The following is a 15762-nucleotide window of genomic DNA, read 5'->3' on the forward strand; positions in this document are numbered from 1 at the left end:
GCCGGCGACGACTCGTCCCGCACACGCGAATTTCAGGTTAGCGTCGCGGCATGTCTGACTGCTGCATGGTCCTGTTCCGGGGCCCCCACGATCTCACCGCCGCAGCCGCGGCCCTGACCGCCGAGGGTCTACGCGTCGAGCGTGACGACGACGAGCTCACGGTCACGTACGACGATTCCAGCCCCAGCTTCCGGGTCGTGCTGTCGCGCGCCGCCCACGTCGCCGAGGAGGCCGCCGAGATCGGCGAGGGCACCCCGCACGCCGCGATGCTCGCCAACTGCGACGCCCGCTTCGAGATCGCCATCGACGACCTCGACGAGGCGCTCGACGAGATCAACACGCTGATCCAGGTCCAGGCGGCCCTGCAGGGCCTCACCGGCGGGATCACCTTCACTGCCTGGAACGGCAACCTGCAAGCTCCCGATCAGGCCTGAGCCGCAGCGCTCCCCTTCACTTCACGCCCGTCCCTATTGGGTAGCAGCGGCTCATTCGCTCCCCGCACTCAGCCCGCGACACCTCACCCGGCCGCCACTTCGTGCGGCCGACAAATCTCGTGACGGATCGCTGGCCCGGCGGTAAATCACCGCATCATGACTGGACTTACCCTTCGCCACGCCCTCCTCCCCGCCCTCCTGCTCGCCGCTTGCGGGGGCAAGCCCGGCAGCACCGACGCCACGAGCGATGCCACGGACGCCACCACCGACGCCACCACGGAGCTCGCCACCACCGCCCCGACCGCGACCGACACCGGCGCCCCCACGACCACCATGACCAGCGACGTCGGGGGCAGCACGACCAGCGCGGCCACCACCGACGCGACCACCACGATCGGCGTCGAGACCCTCAGCTCCAGCGACACCGGCAGCGAGAACCACCACCAGCACCACCAGCACCACCGGCGTCGACACCACCACCGGCGGCGACTTCGGCGGCGACGCGGCCATCTACAACGACTGCGCCCCCAACGACGGCCCCGCCTTCCGCGTCGAGGTCGGCCTCACCGCCGCGATGTGCAAGGCCACCTGGCCCGGCGACGAGAAGCTCCTCATCCACGTCTACACGATGGTCCCCGCGGCGCCCGGCGAATACCCCCTCGTGTTCCCCAACGAGGGCGACGCCCAGTACGACAACGGCTCCGGCAATCTCATCCAGGCCACCGAGGGCACCCTCGTCCTCGAGTCCTGGGCCAACGACGTCGTCAGCGGCACCTACGACCTCAGCTTCGACGGCGGCCTCCACTTCGTCGGCGCCTTCTCGGGCCCCTACTGCGCCGGCCCGGCGCTGTGCGGCTAGCGTCGCTCATGAGCCGATCGGGCGGGTCTCCTCGGCAACCCACCCTCGACCCTTACCAGACCAGGCAGAGCCCGAGCGTCTCCCTGAACGGATCCTCACCGTACGGGGTCGGGTGCAACGCGACCCACATCGGGTCGAGGTACGGCACGCACTGCTGATTCGCGGCCGGGCAGTTGTTGGCCAGCGACGTGTCGCAGAACGGGGTGCAGCAGCCCACAGACCCCGGATCGCAGCCCGCCCCGACGATGGCCGTGTCGACGCACGCGAGGCCAGGATCACACACGTTGACAAACTCGCACGGATCGAATGCCTGCCCACTATCATAGGGCGCCGCATCGACAACGCAGAGGAAACTGTCCAATCCCCCCCACGCGATGCACACCTCATTCGCACCACAGTCGTCCGCGAGGGGGTTGCAGTCGGGGAGACAGAGGTTGAGCACGCCGTCGTTCTCGGTGATGGGGGAGGTGCCCGGCTCACAACTCGGAGCCTCCGGGCTGCCCGAGCTCTGCGCGACGCAGGTGCCGTTGCCGTCCATATCGACGTTCCAGCACATCGCGCCCTCGACGCAGCTATCGCTGCCGCTGGCGATATCATCGGTGTGGCACGGGTGACCAACTTGGTCCATGCCGGTCACGGCGACGCACTTGTTCGCGTTCCACGCGGGCCCACCGTCGTCGATGAACGGGGCGCACTTCTGGCCTTCCGGGCAGTCCTGCTGATACGCATCGCACTCCATGCTGAGGGTCGACACTGGCCGCGGCTGGAGGTCGTTCGACGCCGATGGGCGCTGCCGCTGGGCGGGATTCACGGTGAACGGCGCCAATGCAGTGATCGAGAGGGTATCCAGCGTCGTATGCTCGGGCCCTTCGGGGACGTCGCAGGCGCCGGAGAACACCAGGGTGCCGCAGAGGATGCTCAGGAGGTTCAAGGTGGAGCTCTTCATGACCGTGGTCTTCTTTCTGCGAGCGGCCTCCGTGATTGAGGGACCGTGTCGCTCTTGTCCTGGTAGCGACGCGACGCGGGAGCGGGATTATTACGGCCCATTACAGGCCGGACGCGCAGCATCGGCGGCGAGCCGCTCGCGGTCGCCCCCGGCGGCCTGCTTCACCGCCCCCAAAGCTACCTGTCCCGCAGGACAGGTAGCTTCATCCGGCGGCCGTACCGCGGTTGGCGCCCCGCGCAGACCCGGGTATAGACCGATCGCTGCCATGTGGAACCACCCCTCGATCGGCGACGCGCAGCACCTCGCCGAACTCCCGATCCTCCCGCTCACGCGCGTGGTCCTCCTGCCAGGCATGACCCTCCCGGTCAACCTGCACACGCCCGCCGACTGCGCCCTCGTCGACCACGTGCGCAGCCACGGCGATCACCTCGGCGTCCCCCTCGCCCTCCAGGGCGCCGCGCTGCCGCACGTGTTCACGCTGGCCCGCCTCCTCTCGAACGTCCACCTCGCCGGCGATCGCCGCCTGATCCGCGTCGAGGGCCTCGGCCGCGTCGAGACCGTCGCGGAGCGGCCCCAACGCCACCTCTTTCGCGAGTTCTCCGTGCGCCCGCTCGGCGAGCCAAGGCCGCAGGACCGCCGCCAGCTCGATATCCTCCGCGCCCAGGTCGAGCGCATCCTCGCCGACGGCGGCGAGTCCGGCGTCGACCTCCGCACCCTCCTCAACGTCCGCGACGACCGCGTCTTCCTCTACGCCCTCACCGCCTGCCTCCCCGTGCTCGAGCTCCTGCCCCACCGCGACGCCGAGCTCGACCTCGACGAGCTCGCCGCCGTCCAGCAGCAGAGCCTCGCCGCCGCCACCGCGGACGACCGCGCCGCCGTGCTCGTCGTCCGCACCGCCACGATCCTCCGGACCCTCACTCGCCCGCGCCGCGAGCTCCTCAACTGATCGACGGCATGTCCCTTGCGACATGTCTATGAGGACAGATGCGGCCCTGCGGCACCAGCGACGAGGCCCTGCGACCTTTCTGGAGTTAAGCCGAACGCGCCACCCACGGACCCCCCCAGGCCGCGGCCCCGCGGCCGGAGAAACGCCGATACGCCGCCGATCTGGGCGTCCCCCTGCGCGCGCGCTTGCACGCCCCCGTGAAGCTCGCCACCCTCGCGGGCGATGGCCCTCATGCTCGTGCACACCCTCGCCGTCCTGCTCGCCACCCCGGTCGCCGCTGCGCCGCCCGCAACTTCTTCGGCCCCGACCACGCGGGCCCCCACCGCGCGAGCGAACGCCGGCAAACCCGCCCAGCCGATCGCGCTCGACTGGCGCGCCCGCCTCGCCATCGCGATCAAGGCGCTGCAGGCCGCCGACCCCGACCGCCTCGCCCGCCTCGACAAGCTGCAGCCGACCCGCAGCGGTCGCGACGACGACCTGTCCTTCGGGCAAGCCGAGCTGCAGGACCCGCGCGCCGCCGCGGTGCTGCTGCGCCGCCTGCTGCGCGGCGAGGAGCCGATCGCCGTCCGCTGCGCACTCGTCGACGCCCTGCCGACGACCGGCGGCGACTGGCAGGAAGGCGCCGCCGCCCTCGTCGGCATCGACGCCGCCCCGCAGGTACGCAAGCGCCTGGTCGAGATCATGCGCTACGCCGACGCACCCCACAGCGTCCACGGCCTGCGCCTCGGCTTCAAGGACGAAGACCCCGAGATCAAGGTCGCCGCCGCCCGCACCGCCGGCTTCAGCCGCCAGGGCCCGGAGCTCTTCACCGAGCTCTACTCGAGCACCTTCGACACCGACTGGGACCTGCGCGCCGCCGCCGTCCAGGCGCTCGGCATGCTGAAGCTCCCCCAGTCGCGCGAGGTGCTGCTCAAGGCCCTCTACGACGAGGAGCGAGATGTCCGCCTCCAGGGCCTCCTCGCGCTCGAGCAGCTCGACCCGGACGGCGTCATCTACCTCCCCGAGATCGACCGCCTCGCCCGCGACCGCAAGAGCCACCGCATCGCCCGCACCGCCGAGCTCATGCTGCAGCGCCGCCGCGCCGCCCTGAAGGCCGGCAAGGCCCCGGTCGTCACCGCCGCCGCCCCCTGATCTACTTGTCCTCGACGCACGCAACCGGCACCCACGGCGCCGCCAGGTTGTCGCAGTGGGCCTGCTTGTTCTCGAGGTTCATCGGTCCCACCACCGTCACGGTGCCGTCCTTCTGCTCCACCCGCAGCAGCTCCGCCGGGTTCGAGCACGCGAAGATCTCGTGCGTCTTCGGGTGCCACTCGATGCCGACGCTGCCGAAGTTGTAGTTCGTCTGCACCAAGAACGTCGCCTTCCCGGTCAGGTGGTTGATCGTGTACAGCCGGTCGTCGGTCCCGTTGATCGCGAAGGTGTCCTTCAGGTCATCCGACCACGTCAGCCCGCCGGTCCCCCAGTCGATCCCCAGCGGCCCCACCGCGCTCGCGTTGCCGTTCACCGTGCTGATCACCATGAACTGGTCGACCGTCGTCTCGAGCCCGTAGAGCCCGAGCGCCTGGTCGGTCGTGATGCCCGGCAGCGCCGCCACGTTGGTCGGCCCGATCACCGTCCGCGCGCAGGTGCAGGGATCGATCGACTCGAGGTTCTTGGTGACCGCGTTGGCCGCGTAGAGCGTCCCGTCGCGCCCGAAGGTGCTCGTGTTGTAGTCGTTCGTGGTGTCGAGCGAACACAGCAGCGTCGCGTGCCCGTCCAGCAGATCGATCTTGTAGAGCCGCGTCGGGCTCGAGGTGTCCTCGAGCATGATCAGCCACAACCCCTCCACCGGCCCCATCTCGGTGTCCGTATCCACGACCCCCGTGCTCCCCGACCCAGTGCTCTCCGCACCCGTGCTCTCCGCACCCGTACTCCCGGTGTCCGCCGCACCCGTGCTCTCCGCCCCGGTACCCCCCGTGTCGGTCGCCGACACCCCCGCGGTCGTCTCACCGACGCCACCGCTCGACGCCACGTCCGTCGTCGGCCCCGATCCCGTACTCGCCGCCCCGGTGCCTGACTCGGCCCCTTGCGTCGCCCCGCCCCCTGTCTCGCTCGCGCCAGTCGGCGAACCGCTGGTCGGCACCCCGCTCCCGCTGGTCGTCAGCTCCGACCCGCTGCTCCCGCTGCCGCTGCTGCTCCCCGAGCTGCCACTCGAGCCGCCGCCGCACCCCACCACCGCCAACGCCACCATCCACCCCGTCCAGCGTGCCACCATGGCGCCACTCTACCCGCCCGCCTGCCCGACCGCATCGACCTCGACTCACACCCCGCGCGCGCGCCCGCCCGACCTGCCAGCGCGATAAGCCGCACCCGACACCTGCCCTCGCCGACTCGCCGGGACCGCGATCGCGATCCCAGGAGCACCCATGAACCACGCGCAACCCGACCCTCCGACGCGGAGCCTGGAACGCCACGCATTCGTGGCCCTGGTGGCCTGCCTCCTCGCGCCGGTCCTCGCCCACGGCCTGTGGCGCCCCCTGGTCCACATCTTCGGGCCGTCCGGCGACGCCGCCACGATCACCGTCGCCGCCCTCGCAATCAGCGGTGTACTCGTCGTCGCCAATTACTTCGCTCCGGCTCGCTCCCCCCTGCTGTCATTCGCGGTCGGCGCCCTCGCCGCCCTCGCCGCCTCGCTCGGCCTCTCGCTCGGCGCCCCCGGCCTCCTGACCCTGCTGCTCGTCGCCGCGAGCCTCGCGCTCGTGATCCAGCGGATTCCCGCTCGCCTCCCCTCGGCCCTCGATGGCCTGGCCAAACGCCACAAGCTCCTGACCGCGCTGTATGTGCTGCTGGCCCTGCCTGCGGTCGCCTCGACCGCCCGACTGAGTATCTTCATGGGCGACGGGACCCAGGTCCATCACCAGGTGATCCCGGGCATCGATTTCCTCGAGACCCACAGCTGCCTCACCGCCTACGTCCGCGCCGACACCCTGAGCCGCGCGGGCGCCCCGAACCTCTACGATACGCAATGGTGGCACGGCTCCGAGGGATTACCACCGCTCGCCGCCGGGGTCGTCAATCCCTACCACCCCTTCGCCCTCGACTATTACGCCTATCCTCCCCCGTTCTTGCTCGGCATGCTGCCGCTCGCCGCCTTCGAGGGGGACTTCGCGGCCCAGCGCGCCCTGTGGTTCGGCCTCAACGCTCTGTTCCTGGCCGCCGCGCTGTGGATCGTGGCGCGCTGGATCGGCGGTCCGAACGCCCACCGCGTGCTCCTCCTGGCCCCCCTCTTTCTCGGCAGCATGCCGGTGCTCGTCACGCTCCAGGTCGGCAACTTCCAGATCGCGGTGGTGATGCTCGCCGTCCTCGCCATGGTGGCCTTCGACCGCGACCGCCCCGCGTTGGGCGGGGCCCTGCTCGCCTTCGCCATCCTGGCCAAGATCTCGCCCGGTATCCTCGGTATCGTCCTCCTGGCCCAGCGCCGCTGGCGTGCCGCCGCCTGGACCGCGGGCTTCGGACTGCTGTACTTCGCCCTGTCGCTGCTCCTCATCGGCACCGACCCGACGATCTCCTTCCTGACCTACGCGCTCCCCCGTATCAGCTCAGGCGAGACCTTCGCCTTCATGGACGACCGCGACTTCAGCATCCTGACCAACATGGCCCCCTTCGGACTGCCCTTCAAGCTCCAGCTCATGGGCCTCGATGTCGGCGATCCCTGGGTCGTCGGTCGGCGTCTGGGCCACGTCTATTCCGCCGTGCTCGTCATCCTCGCCGTCATCGCCGTTCGCCGCCAGGGCGACCGCCGCAGCCAGGCCCTGACCTGGATGGCGCTGCTGGTCCTGGCCTCCCTGCAGAGCCCCTTCGCCCCCGGATACACGGCCATCGGCCTGCTCTGGGCGATCAACCTCCTGAGCGTCGAAGTGCAGCGATTCCGCGGGGGCGTCGGATTGGTGCTGCTCTGGCTCGCGCTCACCTTGCCAACGCCGGGTACCAGCATCTCGGTGTATCTCGCCCACAGCCTGATGCAGGCGAGCCTCACCATGGGCGCCGCGATCTGGCTGGTCGTCCGTGCCACGCGATCGCCCGCGTGAACGCGGGGAGCGATATCCGACGAATCTGCGCCTGCATATCCATGCATCCGCAATCACATCGCGGCGGGTAGCGCCTCGCCGTTATCGCACTCTCGTCGAGCTCGCAAGTGCTCCTCGTCTACCGACAATCGGCGCACCCTCGCCCGCCGCGATCCGCTATGGTGGCGCCGCGGCGACGAGCCGCAGAAAGCGACAGCGCATGGAACCATTCATCGCAGAGATCAAGATGTTCGGCGGCAACTTCGCCCCGAGGGGCTGGGCCTTCTGTAACGGCCAGCTCATGTCTATCGCCCAGAACACCGCCCTGTTCTCGCTGCTCGGCACCACCTACGGCGGCGATGGCCGGACCACCTTCGGCCTCCCCGATCTGCGCGGCCGCTTCGCCATGCACGAGGGTCAGGGTCCCGGCCTCAGCAATCGCGTGCTCGGCGAGCAGGGCGGCAGTGAGAACCCCGAGACCGTCAAGGCCCCCGGCCACGGCTTCGGCCCCGGCGACGGCGGCATCTCGGCCTTCCCGCCCTACACGGTCGTCAGCTTCATCATCGCCCTCGAGGGCATCTACCCCTCACGCAGCTAAGAACTCTGGTAGCGTCGGGCTCGCTTGCCCCGCGCTCGCAGCCCCGGCCCCCTCGCGCGCCTCGCCTTGATGGCAGTGTCCCTGCTGCCCGCGCGCAGCCTCGCCGGGGCACCTCCTGCGTCGCCGGCCGCCCCTTCGCCGGCCACCGCTGTAACAGCCGCCGCATCGCCGGCCGCCCCTTCACCAGCCGCCGAATCGACAGCCGTCCCCGCGACCGCTCTCCCATCGCTGGCCCCACCGCTGTGCCCCACGATCGCCGGCGGTGACGCCACGCTGGCCGGCAGAGATCCCGCGGCGCGGCTCGCCTTCATCCGCGAGCGCATGCGCCACGACGCCTGGCGCGCGCGCCAGTGGAGCCTCGCCTTCGGCACCAGCTACGCGCTGATCACCGCCGCCTCCGGCGTCGCCGCGCCGCTGATGCGCGACCGCGCCTCCGTGCCCGACGTGTACGTCGGCGGCTTCTCGGCGATCATCGGCTTCGGCCTCATCGCCGTCTCCCCGCTCAAGGTCATCCACGACCGCGAGGCCCTCGAGGCCCGCATCGCCGCCGACCGCGGCGCCGATCGCTGCGCCCTGCTGGCCCACGCCGAGGCCGTACTCATCGCCGACGCGAAGAATGAGGCATTCGGCCGCGGCTGGCTGATCCACAGCGGCAACGTGCTCGTCGGCGTGGGCGCAATGTTGGTCCTCGGCCTCGGCTACGAGCGCTGGGGCTCGGGCATCGCCAATGGCCTCGGCAGCATCGCCGTCGGCGAGCTCATGATCCTCACCCAACCACACGGCCTCGTCCGCGACCTCAAGCGCTACCGACTCGGCGATCTGCGCGAGCCCCAGCGTCGCCGCCGCCGCGCCTCCTTCATGGCGACGCCGACGCTCCTCGGCAGCGGCTACGGCGTCGCCCTCGTCGGCCGCTTCTGAGCGCGATTCCAGCGCCCGCGTCCGCATTGGCCGCCCTTGTAGCGAAGGGACCCTTGTACGACCCTCCTTCCATGAAATTCGCTTCTTGGATGGGGATGGGGGCCGCGCTCGCGGCGATGCTCGCAGCTTGCGGCGATGACAACACCGGCACCACGACCTTGCCTGGCACCACGACCGACGTGGCGACCAGCGGCGAGACCACGACCACCGCGTCGACCACCGACACACCGACCACCGACACACCGACCACCGAAGGCAGCGCCACCGACAGCAGCGCCACCACCGACCTGAGCACCTCGTCGGGCCCCGGGAGCACCACCGACGTCTCCTCCACCGGCACCCCCGGGGTCTGCGGCGACGCCATCGTCGACGACGGCGAGGAGTGCGACGACGGCAACCAGGACGACACCGACGTGTGCACCGCCCTGTGCAAGAACGCCATCTGCGGCGACAGCCTCGTCATCCTCGGCGTCGAGGAGTGCGACGACGGCAACCAGGACGACACCGACGCCTGCACCAACGCCTGCAAGAACGCCATCTGCGGCGACATGATCGTCGGTCCCGGCGAGATGTGCGACGACGGCAACATGGTCGACACCGACGACTGCACCAACATGTGCGCCCCGGCCGACTGCGGCGACAGCGTGGTCCAGGAGGGCGTCGAGGAGTGCGACGACGGCAACGCCGACGACACCGACGCCTGCCTCGTCACCTGCCTGAACGCCAAGTGCGGCGATATGGCGATCCAGGCCGGCGTCGAGGACTGCGACGACGGCAACATGGTCAACGACGACGCCTGCAGCAACATGCAAGGCCCCCAAGTGCGGCGACATGATCAAGCAGATGGGCGAGGAGTGCGACGACGGCAACATGGCCGACACCGACGCCTGCCTCAACAGCTGCAAGAACGCCAAGTGCGGCGACACGATCGTCCAGATGGGCGTCGAGGAGTGCGACGACGGCAACATGGTCGACACCGACATGTGCATCAACACCTGCAAGACCGCCAAGTGCGGCGACGGCAAGGTCCAGATGGGCGTCGAGCAGTGCGACGACGGCAACATGGTCGACAACGACGCCTGCTCGAACACCTGCAAGTCCGCGGCGAAGATCGTGTTCGTCACCAGCACCCTGCAGACCGGCAACATGGGCGGCCTCGCCGGCGCCGACGCCATCTGCGCCGCGCGGGCCACCGCTGGCGGCCTCGCCGGCACCTACAAGGCCTGGCTCTCCACCGACCAGGTCAACGGCACCCCCGCGACCCGCTTCACCCAGGCCGCGGTGCCCTACGTCAAGGTCAACGGGGTCAAGGTCGCCAACAACTGGGCCGACCTGATCGACGGCACGCTCCTCAGCCCGATCGACGTCACCGAGCTCAACGGCCCGGCGCCCCAGGGCAACGTCGGCTGCCCGCAGGGCAACCCGACCGTGTGGACCGCGACCAACGCCAACGGCACCCTGTCCAACGCCCTCAGCACCTGCACCAACTGGACCTCGACCAACAACGGCTCGCTCTGGGGCCGGACCACCGTCACGGATACCGGCTGGACCGCCTGGTGCTCGGGCGGCACCTGCAGCTGGACCGCGCCGATCTACTGCTTCCAGCAGTGACCCGCGGCCATTGACGGGCCCTACACCATGAAAGCCCGTGAGTCCCCCAAGGACTCACGGGCTTCGATCAATTTCGGCGCCGAAGCGCTGGCGAGCGGCGCTAATGTCCGCGCACCTCGAAGCCAAGGAAGACCCGGGTGATATCGAAGTTGGTCGCCAGCGAGATCTCGTGCGTCATGTTCGAGTTGCGCGAGACGTGGGCGCCGAGGAGCGAGATGAAGAAGTCGTGCTCGCGGTACTTGCCCTTGATCGTGTGGACCCGCACCGCGGCCTCGAGGCTCGCCTCGATCTCGGTGTCGAGGCGCAGCTGGCCGGTCCAGAAATTGTCGACGTCGCGGGCCTCGTAGACGTCGAAGTGGCGCACCCAGGCCTCGGCTGAGGCCGCCAGGTGCAGGCGATCGCGGAAGTCCCAGGTGATCCCCAGGCTCACGCGATGACGCCGGTAATCGTAGTAGCCGCGGAAGAAATACGGGACCAACGAGGCGAACTCGTCGCGGCCGGTCATCACCCGGTTGTAGTGCTGGGTCTTCTGGCGCTCGAAGGCGTAGCGCCCGCGGATCCGCAGGCCCCGGGTGGGGCGCAGCTGGATCTCGGCGAAGGGGATGTAGTCGATGTAGTTCTTGCTCTGGGCGGCCCGGACGAAGGTGCCATCGGGGGCGATCGCGTTGTAGCGGGAATCGAGGTAATGCGTGTAGTCGATGCTGAAGCCGGCGGCGAGGCGGGCTAGCTTCGCGAAGTTGTAGCCGATCCGTGCGACCGGGATCGCCCCCTCCTGATCGATCCGCCGGGTCGCTACGAGGTAGTTCGGGAACTTCTTGAAGAAGAGCTGATTCTCGAGCTCGCCGAAGAGCCCGGTGGTCTTGCCGATGTGGATCCCGGAGTTCATCCGCACCGCCCAGCGATCGTGCTGCTCCTTGCTCGGCCACCAGGCGTCAGCGTGCAGATCGAGGCTGGTGGTCACCAGCTTGCCCCACACGATCCGGCGCGAGGCGTTGCCCTCGATGATGTGGATCGGCTGGACCAGGGTGCGGTTGAGGTCGCCCTGGGTCTCGTCCTCCTCGGGGAAGCCGAGGGTCTTGGTCGAGAAGGGCTCATACTCGTAGCCGAGGCCGAGGACGATCCGCTGGTTCTTTCGCGGGTCGAGGGTATGGCGCAGGCCGGCCTGGGCGCCGACGCTCACGGTCTGGTCCTGGGCGTAGCTCCCGGGGAACAGACCGAGGTGATAGTCGGCGCCCCGGTTGACCTTGTGCTTCTCTGTCGGCTTCTTCGGCGCCTTTTTCTTCTTCTTCTTCTTCTTTTTCTTCTTCTTGGTCGGCTTCGCGGGTGGGTCGGTGGCGACGGGGGATTCGACCAGGTCCGGGCCGAGATAGACGCGCCCCGCGTCGGCGGTGGATCTGGCGACTGGCGCGTCCTCTGGCGGCGCGTCACCGGCTGGCGCGGCCCGGGCGAGGCCCGGCAGCGATGCGACGAGGAGGCTCACCGCCCAGCGCGCGAGGCCAGGTGGCACGATCGACGGCGAGCGCATCGGGTCAGCACCCACCCGCGAGGGCGTAGTCCTGGGCCTTGACGGTGTAGGTGCCGCCGGGGAAGCGCTTCTGGAGGTCGGTGAGCACGGTGACGGCGGCCGGGCAATCGACCTGATCGACGTAGATCCGCACCTCGTAGTAGAGGGCGTTGTCCTCGAAGACCCCGCCCGGGAACTTGCTGACGACGTCCTTGAACCACATCAGGGCGGCGGGCAGCGCCCCGAGCGAGTACTCCGAGCGACCGAGGTAGTAGGTCGCATCATTGATGTAGATCGAGTCGGCGAAGTCGAAGACGTGCATGAGGGCGATCTTCGCCCCGGCCGCGTCGCCCTTCGCGAAGCGGGCGCGACCGAGGTAGTAGGCCGCGTTGTCCGCGTAGGAGCTGCCCGGATACTTGGTCTCGAAGCTCGCCAGGACCGTCTCGGCGCCGGGGTAGTCGGCGAGCTCGAACTTCGTGCGGCCGCCGTAGTAATAGGCGTTGTCGGCGTAGGTGCCGGCCGGGTCCGCGGTCAACGAGGCGTCGAAGTGCGTCAGGGCGGTCGGGTAGGTGAGCAGGCGGAACAGCGCGCGGCCCCAGAAGTACTGCGATTCGTCGACCCAAACCGACTTCGGATAGTCGGTGATGACCGTCTGGAAGGCGGTACCGGCGCCCGCGTAGTCGACGAGGGCGTAGAGGCAGCGGCCGTGGAGGTAACCCGAATTGTCGCGGCGCGCCGACATCGGGTACGTGGTGTAGAGCTGCTGGAACAGGGGGTCGGCGCCGGCGTAGTCGGCCGCGTTGTAGAGGGCGAGCGCCTTCTGGAACAGGATCTCGTCGTCCCCGTTGGGGTCGATGGCGCCGCCGGTGGTCGCCTCCATCCCGCCGCCGCTCGTTCCGTCGGTCTCACCGCCGCTGTCGGTCGCGGTCGCGCTCGAGGTCGGGGCGGCGGTGGGGTCGGTCGCGCCGCTGCTCGCGTCGGTGTCCGAGGTCGTGGTGGTCTCGGGGGTGAGGCATGCGCTCGCGAGCAGCGAACCGCCGAGGAGGGCAAAGTGGGCAATCTTCGTGGACACAATGTTGATGGTTGGGCGATTCATGGCTTCTCTCAATCCGGGGTTGCGCACTTCTCCGAGCAGCTCCAGGGCCGCGCGGTCATCTGGCTGTTGGCGGAGCACCGCCTCGACGTGGGTCTTGCATGTGGTCGGGTCGCCGGCCCGACGGGCGATGTCGGCGAGCGCCTGGCGGATCTCCGCATCGGCCGGGCGGAGCTCGAGGGCCTCCATCAGCTGCTCACGCGCTGGCTCGACGCGATCGCGGCGGTGGAGCAGGAGGCCGAGGTTCTTGCGAGCGCCGAAGTGGGCTTGATCGTGGGCCAGCGCCTGCTCATAGGCGGCCACCGCCTCGTCGTCCTTGCCCTCGGCCGCGAGGGCGATCCCGAGGTTGAACCAGGCCTTCACATAACGGGGGTGCTGCTCGAGCAGCGTCCGGTACTCGGCGATCGCCTCGTCGACCTTCCCGGCCTTGCGGAGGGTGACCGCGACCTGCAAGCGGGCGCTTCGATCGCCGGGGTCGATCTCGAGGGCGCGGCGATAGGCGGCGAGCGCCTCGTCGTTGTGACCGCGGGCCGCGTGGACGCGGGCGAGGTTGACCCAGGCCCCTGTGTAAGTCGGCTTGATGTCGAGGGCGAGGCGGTACTGGGCCTCGGCCTCGTCGTGGCGCTCGAGGTCGCTGTAGACCAGACCGAGGTTGTTGATCGCCGCGAGGTATTTCGGGCGGGCCTCGAGCGCCTTCTTGTAGGCAGCGATCGCCTCTTCGGGGCGCTCCGCCGTCCGCTCGAGCAGGCCGAGGTTGTACCAGGCCTCGGCGTAGGGCGTGGGCGACGCGGCGATCGCCTCCTGAAAGTGGGTGCGGGCCTCCGCGAGGCGGCCCGCCTTGAACTCGACCAGGCCGACCAGGAAGTTCGACTCGGGCCGCCGCGGGTCGAGGGCGAGGATCCCCTGCGCGCTGCGCCGTGCGGAGACGAAGTCCTCGCGCTCGAGCGCCATGTGGACCAGACGCTGCCGGGGGTGGCGCAGCCCGCCGTCGAGCTTCTGCGCCTGCTGGTAGGCGGCATAGGCCTCCGTCTCGAGGCCTGCGCGCTCGTAGGCCCGGCCGACCACGTCGGCGATGTAGGCCGAGTCGGGCGCGAGACGAACCGCTTGCTGCGCGTAGCGCAGGCCCTCGGCGGCCGAGCTCTCGTCGCTGAGTTGGCTCAACTCGAGGGCCGCGCGGGCCCAGATCGAGGCGACGGCCGGGGCCCGCTCGACGGCCTTCTCGAAGGCGTCGCGCGCCTCGGCGCCGCGTCCGGCGACCGCGTAGGCCTGGCCGAGAGCGGCCAACGCCCGCGCCCGGCCGTCGTTGCTGCCGGCCTCGGTCACTGGCCGCAGCAGTGCGATCGCCTCGTCGTGGCGCTTTTGCTCGAGCAGCTCGCGGGCGTAGGCGATGCGGGTCGCCGCGTGCATCGGCCGCAGGCGCAGCGCCTCCTCGAACGACGCGAGGGCGGCCTTGCTGTCGCCGCGATCGCGGGCGAGCAGGGCGCGGTCGAGGTGGGCTGGCGCGCTCTCGGGGTTTCGCGCGAGCGCCCGCCCCAGGGCCTCATCGGCCTCGGTGCGCCGACCGGCGCGGCGCAGCCAATGACCATACTCGGCGATCAGGGCCGCATTCTCCGGCGCGCCGGCGATGGCCGCGGTGAAGCGGACCAGCGCCTGTTCATAGTCGCCGCGGCGGGCGAACAGGCGCGCCTCGGCGTGGGCCTCGTTGACCGCCTCGCCGGCCTGCCAGGCCTCGTCGGCCTCGTCGTCATCCTGGCCCTCACCGTCGACGACGACCTCGTCGCCGCTGATCTCCCAGGTCATGACGCGGCCCTCCGCGTTGCGGGCGAAGACCTCGATGGCAGCGGTGCCGCCGAGGAAGAGGACGAGGGCGGTGACCATCGGCCACAGGCGTGTGCTCTTCATGACATCCCCTCGCGCCGCAGCGCCTCGCCCAGGGTCTGGCCGCAGATGTTCTGGATCTCCAGGCCCGGCCTGGCATTGATCTCGAGGATCACCGGTCCCCAGCGATGATCGACGCAGATATCGACACCGAGGTATCCGAGCGGGACCGCGGACGCGGCTCCGAGCGCGACCTTGACGCAGGTCGCCCACTCCGGGAGCTGGCGGCCGATCAGCGGCTCGCCGCTCTCCGGGTGGATCGTGACCGCTTCGCCGCGGGAGATGGCGCGGTATGTGATGCCCTCGCGGAGATCGACCGCGACGCCGATACCACCCTGGTGGAGATTGGCCCGTCCCCCCGAGCGATGCGTCGGCACCCGCACCATCGAGAGGATCGGCCGCCCACGCAGCACGATCAGGCGGAGGTCGCAGACGCCGTCGGACCAGAAGGCGTGGTAGAGCGCGTGGGGCTCGATCCGCTCCTCGATCAGGATCCGGTCCTCCATCTCCTTCGAGAAGCACCCGAAGGTGATGTTGGCGAGGTGCTGGCGCATCTCGTGGAACGCGATCTCCCGCCCCTTCGGAGTCCGCCAGCCGCTCTCGGTCCGCTTGCCGACCACGACGATCCCGTCGCCGCCGCTCCCACTGGCCGGCTTGACCACGAAGTCCTCGCGCTCGCGCAGCTGGTCCAGGAGCGCGTCGACCTCGAACAGGCCGCGGCCGATTGCGATGGTCGGCGCCACCGGGACACCGATCGCCTGGAGCAGCTCCTTGCAGACGATCTTGTCGTCGGCGAGGGGGTAGTGGCGGCGCTCGTTGTGGGCGTACACCAGCTCGACGTTGCGGCGGTTCATGCCGAACACCGGGGCGAGGCGCTCACGCGCCCGCTGCAGCCGTCGCCACCAGCCCTCGCGCGGGGCAGTTGCCAT

At 69.8% G+C, this 15762-nt stretch carries 15 protein-coding genes and 1 pseudogene; 10 read left to right on the plus strand and 6 right to left on the minus strand.

Annotated elements, in window-relative coordinates; translation table 11 throughout:
* The first annotated feature begins 50 nt into the window (after positions 1-50).
* On the plus strand, positions 51-434 hold the full coding sequence (locus IPJ59_RS12385) for a hypothetical protein (RefSeq protein ID WP_293271752.1): 384 nt from the start codon (positions 51-53) through the stop codon (positions 432-434).
* 146 nt (positions 435-580) lie between these two features.
* Here the strand turns inward: IPJ59_RS12385 and IPJ59_RS12390 are convergent, their stop codons facing one another.
* Positions 581-859, minus strand: coding sequence for a hypothetical protein (locus IPJ59_RS12390; protein WP_293271754.1), 279 nt, complete (start codon positions 857-859; stop codon positions 581-583).
* A gap of 149 nt (positions 860-1008) precedes the next feature.
* Between IPJ59_RS12390 and IPJ59_RS12395 the strand changes: the two genes are divergently transcribed.
* Positions 1009-1293: a hypothetical protein gene (locus IPJ59_RS12395; RefSeq protein WP_293271756.1), complete on the plus strand. Its 285-nt coding sequence runs from the start codon at positions 1009-1011 to the stop codon at positions 1291-1293.
* A gap of 52 nt (positions 1294-1345) precedes the next feature.
* Here IPJ59_RS12395 and IPJ59_RS12400 read toward each other — a convergent pair whose 3' ends face one another.
* Positions 1346-2239, minus strand: a complete 894-nt coding sequence (locus IPJ59_RS12400) for a hypothetical protein (protein ID WP_293271758.1) — start codon at positions 2237-2239, stop codon at positions 1346-1348.
* A gap of 265 nt (positions 2240-2504) precedes the next feature.
* Between IPJ59_RS12400 and IPJ59_RS12405 the strand changes: the two genes are divergently transcribed.
* Both IPJ59_RS12405 and IPJ59_RS12410 read left to right on the plus strand, forming a co-directional pair.
* Entirely contained in the window at positions 2505-3185 is a 681-nt protein-coding gene (locus IPJ59_RS12405; RefSeq protein WP_293255595.1) for an LON peptidase substrate-binding domain-containing protein, read from the plus strand.
* Between the two features lie 222 nt (positions 3186-3407).
* The gene (locus IPJ59_RS12410; RefSeq protein ID WP_293271760.1) at positions 3408-4316 is read left to right on the plus strand and encodes a HEAT repeat domain-containing protein; all 909 of its coding nucleotides are present in this window, start codon (positions 3408-3410) and stop codon (positions 4314-4316) included.
* 1 nt (position 4317) lies between these two features.
* Here the strand turns inward: IPJ59_RS12410 and IPJ59_RS12415 are convergent, their stop codons facing one another.
* Positions 4318-5040, minus strand: a complete 723-nt coding sequence (locus IPJ59_RS12415; protein WP_293271762.1) for a hypothetical protein — start codon at positions 5038-5040, stop codon at positions 4318-4320.
* Between the two features lie 7 nt (positions 5041-5047).
* Between IPJ59_RS12415 and IPJ59_RS12420 the strand changes: the two genes are divergently transcribed.
* From IPJ59_RS12420 to IPJ59_RS12445, 6 genes and pseudogenes are all read left to right on the plus strand, one after another.
* Positions 5048-5527 carry a hypothetical protein gene (locus IPJ59_RS12420; RefSeq protein ID WP_293271764.1) on the plus strand — a complete coding sequence of 160 codons (480 nt, stop codon included), beginning with the start codon at positions 5048-5050 and terminating at the stop codon, positions 5525-5527.
* A gap of 63 nt (positions 5528-5590) precedes the next feature.
* Entirely contained in the window at positions 5591-7252 is a 1662-nt protein-coding gene (locus IPJ59_RS12425; RefSeq protein ID WP_293271766.1) for a glycosyltransferase family 87 protein, read from the plus strand.
* A 199-nt stretch (positions 7253-7451) separates the two neighbouring features.
* Entirely contained in the window at positions 7452-7829 is a 378-nt protein-coding gene (locus IPJ59_RS12430; protein WP_293255582.1) for a phage tail protein, read from the plus strand.
* A 321-nt stretch (positions 7830-8150) separates the two neighbouring features.
* On the plus strand, positions 8151-8747 hold the full coding sequence (locus IPJ59_RS12435; protein ID WP_293271768.1) for a hypothetical protein: 597 nt from the start codon (positions 8151-8153) through the stop codon (positions 8745-8747).
* A 116-nt stretch (positions 8748-8863) separates the two neighbouring features.
* A pseudogene (locus IPJ59_RS37730) lies at positions 8864-9517 on the plus strand (DUF4215 domain-containing protein); the annotation flags it as partial.
* A complete protein-coding gene (locus IPJ59_RS12445) occupies positions 9483-10358 on the plus strand; it encodes a DUF4215 domain-containing protein (protein WP_463673359.1) in 876 nt (291 codons plus the stop codon). The pseudogene IPJ59_RS37730 and the gene IPJ59_RS12445, both read left to right, overlap by 35 nt.
* A 100-nt stretch (positions 10359-10458) precedes the next feature.
* Here IPJ59_RS12445 and IPJ59_RS12450 read toward each other — a convergent pair whose 3' ends face one another.
* From IPJ59_RS12450 to IPJ59_RS12460, 3 genes are read right to left on the minus strand one after another with little or no spacing between them, the layout of a single operon-like run.
* Complete coding sequence (locus tag IPJ59_RS12450; RefSeq protein ID WP_293255574.1) at positions 10459-11883, minus strand: hypothetical protein; 1425 nt, start codon at positions 11881-11883, stop codon at positions 10459-10461.
* Between the two features lie 4 nt (positions 11884-11887).
* Positions 11888-14857, minus strand: a complete 2970-nt coding sequence (locus IPJ59_RS12455; protein WP_293271773.1) for a tetratricopeptide repeat protein — start codon at positions 14855-14857, stop codon at positions 11888-11890.
* Complete coding sequence (locus IPJ59_RS12460; RefSeq protein WP_293271774.1) at positions 14854-15762, minus strand: sugar-transfer associated ATP-grasp domain-containing protein; 909 nt, start codon at positions 15760-15762, stop codon at positions 14854-14856. Before IPJ59_RS12460 ends, IPJ59_RS12455 begins: the two co-directional genes overlap by 4 nt.

Origin of the sequence: Nannocystis sp. (genome assembly GCF_016714285.1) — a bacterium.
Lineage (GTDB): Bacteria > Myxococcota_A > Polyangia > Nannocystales > Nannocystaceae > Nannocystis.

Bases quoted from the DNA above. Each gene is read 5' to 3' on its own strand.
- IPJ59_RS12385 (WP_293271752.1), top strand. From the start codon at position 51: ATGTCTGACTGCTGCATGGTCCTGTTCCGGGGCCCCCACGATCTCACC.
- IPJ59_RS12395 (WP_293271756.1), top strand. From the start codon at position 1,009: ATGTGCAAGGCCACCTGGCCCGGCGACGAGAAGCTCCTCATCCACGTC.
- IPJ59_RS12400 (WP_293271758.1), bottom strand. From the start codon at position 2,239: ATGAAGAGCTCCACCTTGAACCTCCTGAGCATCCTCTGCGGCACCCTG.
- IPJ59_RS12405 (WP_293255595.1), top strand. From the start codon at position 2,505: ATGTGGAACCACCCCTCGATCGGCGACGCGCAGCACCTCGCCGAACTC.
- IPJ59_RS12410 (WP_293271760.1), top strand. From the start codon at position 3,408: ATGGCCCTCATGCTCGTGCACACCCTCGCCGTCCTGCTCGCCACCCCG.
- IPJ59_RS12425 (WP_293271766.1), top strand. From the start codon at position 5,591: ATGAACCACGCGCAACCCGACCCTCCGACGCGGAGCCTGGAACGCCAC.
- IPJ59_RS12430 (WP_293255582.1), top strand. From the start codon at position 7,452: ATGGAACCATTCATCGCAGAGATCAAGATGTTCGGCGGCAACTTCGCC.
- IPJ59_RS12435 (WP_293271768.1), top strand. From the start codon at position 8,151: ATGCGCCACGACGCCTGGCGCGCGCGCCAGTGGAGCCTCGCCTTCGGC.
- IPJ59_RS12450 (WP_293255574.1), bottom strand. From the start codon at position 11,883: ATGCGCTCGCCGTCGATCGTGCCACCTGGCCTCGCGCGCTGGGCGGTG.
- IPJ59_RS12455 (WP_293271773.1), bottom strand. From the start codon at position 14,857: ATGAAGAGCACACGCCTGTGGCCGATGGTCACCGCCCTCGTCCTCTTC.
- IPJ59_RS12460 (WP_293271774.1), bottom strand. From the start codon at position 15,762: ATGGCAACTGCCCCGCGCGAGGGCTGGTGGCGACGGCTGCAGCGGGCG.